This is a genomic window from Streptomyces sp. NPDC086077 (assembly GCF_040686175.1).
GTDB lineage: Bacteria > Actinomycetota > Actinomycetes > Streptomycetales > Streptomycetaceae > Streptomyces.
Genome location: NZ_JBFBJT010000294.1, coordinates 1 through 2,920, shown reverse-complemented (window position 1 = coordinate 2,920; position 2,920 = coordinate 1). Strand labels below are relative to the sequence as shown.

At 76.2% G+C, this 2,920-nt stretch carries 2 pseudogenes; one reads left to right on the top strand and one right to left on the bottom strand.

The features are described from left to right. Positions 1-90 (bottom strand): annotated as a pseudogene (locus AB0O67_RS37075) (cholesterol esterase); the annotation flags it as partial. Positions 91-270: 180 nt separating this feature from the next. Here AB0O67_RS37075 and AB0O67_RS37070 point away from each other — a divergent pair. Continuing rightward, positions 271-2,920, top strand: a pseudogene (locus tag AB0O67_RS37070) (hypothetical protein); the annotation flags it as partial.

The following is a 2,920-nucleotide window of genomic DNA, read 5'->3' as shown; positions in this document are numbered from 1 at the left end:
CTGCGCGAGAGCGACACCTATGCACGCCGTAGCGGCGACGCTGGGCACCATGACCACAGCGAACCGCTTCCATCTGGTCCCACCACGCACTTGGGCACCGGCCGGCGCGGCACCAGGGCGGCGGACGCCGACGGAGCCGAGGGCACGGACGGGCGAGCGGCGGGCACGGACCCGGCATCCAGGCCCCGCGCGTTGCGCCACGGCACGGACGCGGTGTCCGCGTCGCTCCCCTCACGTCCCGGCACCCCCAGAATCCCCCGCCCTGTCGCCGAAGGCGCTCTCACTCCCGAGGAACTCGACCGTTTCGCCGACGAGTTGCGCGAGCTGCTCGACGACGCCGTCTCCTCGGCCGAGCGCCAGCTGTTCGAGCTGCGGACCGCCGCCGCCGACGACTCCCGCATCCTGGGCGCGCTCGGCGACGGAGGCCTGCTGCCGCCCGGCCCGGACGTGCTGGCGACCGTCGAGTTCCTCGGCGAACACGGCATCCCTGCCCTGCCCGGCTGGCGTTACCTCGCGCAGGCCGTCGACCCCGCCGACCACGCGCGGGTGCTGGCCGCCCGGCCCGAGCTGGTGGACGGCGTGATCATCACCGACCCGGCCTCGCACTCCCGGGCCAGGGACGCGCTCGGCGACGCCGCGCTGCTGCCCCGGTCCGCCGTGGCGGTCGGCACGGCGGCCGCCCTGCTCGCCCCCACCCCGGCCCCGGACACCGCCGGCGACGGCGACGTGTTCCTCGTGCCGCCGAACCCCGCCATGCACGACGAGCATGCCGCCGACGAGGAGCGGCAGGCCCTGCGCGCCCGGACGACCGAGCGCGACGAGGAGATCCGCACGCTCGCGACCCGGCTCGGCAAGGACCGCGAGCTGGCCGCGCGGCTCGCGTCCTGGCGGACGGGCTGCCCGGCCGGGCGGCTGGGCGAGCTGGGGCAGGCCGCGCGGGAGGCGCGCGCGTTCGCCGAGGAGACCGAGGCCGAGCTCACCGAGGCGCGCACCACGCGGGTCGAGACCGAGGAGGCCGCAGCCGAGGCCGCGCAGGTGCGCGAGGAGCGGCAGGAGGCCGCGCAGAAGGCCCGGCGCTCCGCCGACGCCCTCGCCGGGCTCGCCTTCCGGCTGCGCGAACGGGCCGGCTGGCAGGTCAAGGTGCGTGAACTCGCCGACGAGGCCACTGAGTCCGAGGTCCGGGCGCAGACCTGCCTGGAGCGGGCCCGCGCCGCCGACGAGGACCGGCGCGCCGCCCAGCGGGCCGCCGACGACACCCGCCGCACCGCGCGTGCGCTGCGCGCCGAGCGATCCGAGATCGCCGGCGCCCCTGACGACGTACCCGCGGACGAGCCGGACGCGCCGAAGGCCGCGCTGCCCGCCTTGCGTGAGGCGTACCGCGCGGCGTCCCAGGTGTACGAGAAGGTCGGCGTCGGCGCCGACCTACGGGCCGAGCAGGCGCGGGCGGAGAGCGACGAGAGCGCGGCGCGCGCGGATCTGGACCGGCTCAGCAACAAGGTCCGCACGCGCGCGGAGCAGCTCCTTCGGTCCCCCGACGGGTCCGACGGACCCTCCCGCCAGGCCGCCGTCGCGCGCGCGGAGGAGCTGGTACAGCTCCTGGAGACCCGGATGTCCAGCGCGAGCGAGCAGCTCGGCCGGCTGCGCGGCGAGGCCGAGCGGCACGCGCCCGAGGAGGGCGAGGCACACACCGAGCTGTCCGAGGAGCTCCAGCCGCGCGACGCCGAGCACGCGCAGGCGCTGCTGCGTACGGCGAGCGCCGAACTCGCGTCGCGCACCGAGGCGCTGACCCAGGCCCGTGAGGCGCACGCCGAGCTGCTCGGCGCACACCGCGCCGCCGAGGACGCGGCGGGCGGCTTCGACGAGATCGCCGCGCTGCTGCGGGACATGCTGCGCGAGCATCCAGGTGACGAGGAGCAGCACGCGCCGGAGCCGTACCCGGGCGGCCTGGAGGACGCCCGGCAGTCCGCCGCCGAGGCCCGCCGGTCGCTGCGCGGCTGCGCCGCCGACCTGTCCGCCGCGGAGGCGGCCGTGCGCGAGGCGAGCGACATCCTCGTACGGCACGCCAACTCCACCCGCTACGAGCAGGTACGCACCCCCGCCCGCCAGCAGATCCGCGAACTGCCGGCGGGCGCCCTGCCCGAGCACGCGCAGAAGTGGGCCGACGCCTTCGCGCCCCGGCTGCGGGTCCTCACCGACGAGCTGGAGCAGCTGGAACGCAACCGGGACTCGATCGTGGACCGGCTGCGCGGGCTGGTCGAGTCGGCGCTGGCCACGCTGCGCGCCGCCCAGCGGCTGTCGCGGCTGCCCGAGGGGCTCGGCGAGTGGTCCGGGCAGGAGTTCCTGCGGATCCGCTTCGAGGAACCCGACCAGGCCACCCTCGCCGAGAGGCTCGGCGAGGTCATCGACGAGGCGACCCGGGCCGCCGTCAAGAAGAACTCCGACCTGCGCCGCGACGGCATGTCCCTGCTGCTGCGGGGAGTGGCCGCCGCCCTTCGGCCTAAGGGCGTCGCCGTCGAGATCCTCAAGCCGGACGCCGTGCTGCGCGCCGAGCGCGTCCCCGTCGGGCAGATGGGCGACGTGTTCTCCGGCGGTCAGCTGCTCACCGCGGCCATCGCCCTGTACTGCACCATGGCCGCGCTGCGCTCCAACGACCGGGGCCGGGCCAGGCACCGGCACGCCGGCACCCTCTTCCTCGACAACCCGATCGGCCGCGCCAACGCCACCTACCTGCTGGAGCTGCAGCGGGCCGTGTCGGACGCGCTGGGCGTCCAGCTCCTGTACACGACCGGCCTGTTCGACACGACGGCGCTGGCCGAGTTCCCGCTGGTCATCCGGCTGCGCAACGACGCCGACCTGCGGGCGGGGCTGAAGTACATCAGCGTCGAGGAACACCTCAGGCCGGGGCTGCCACCACAGCCCC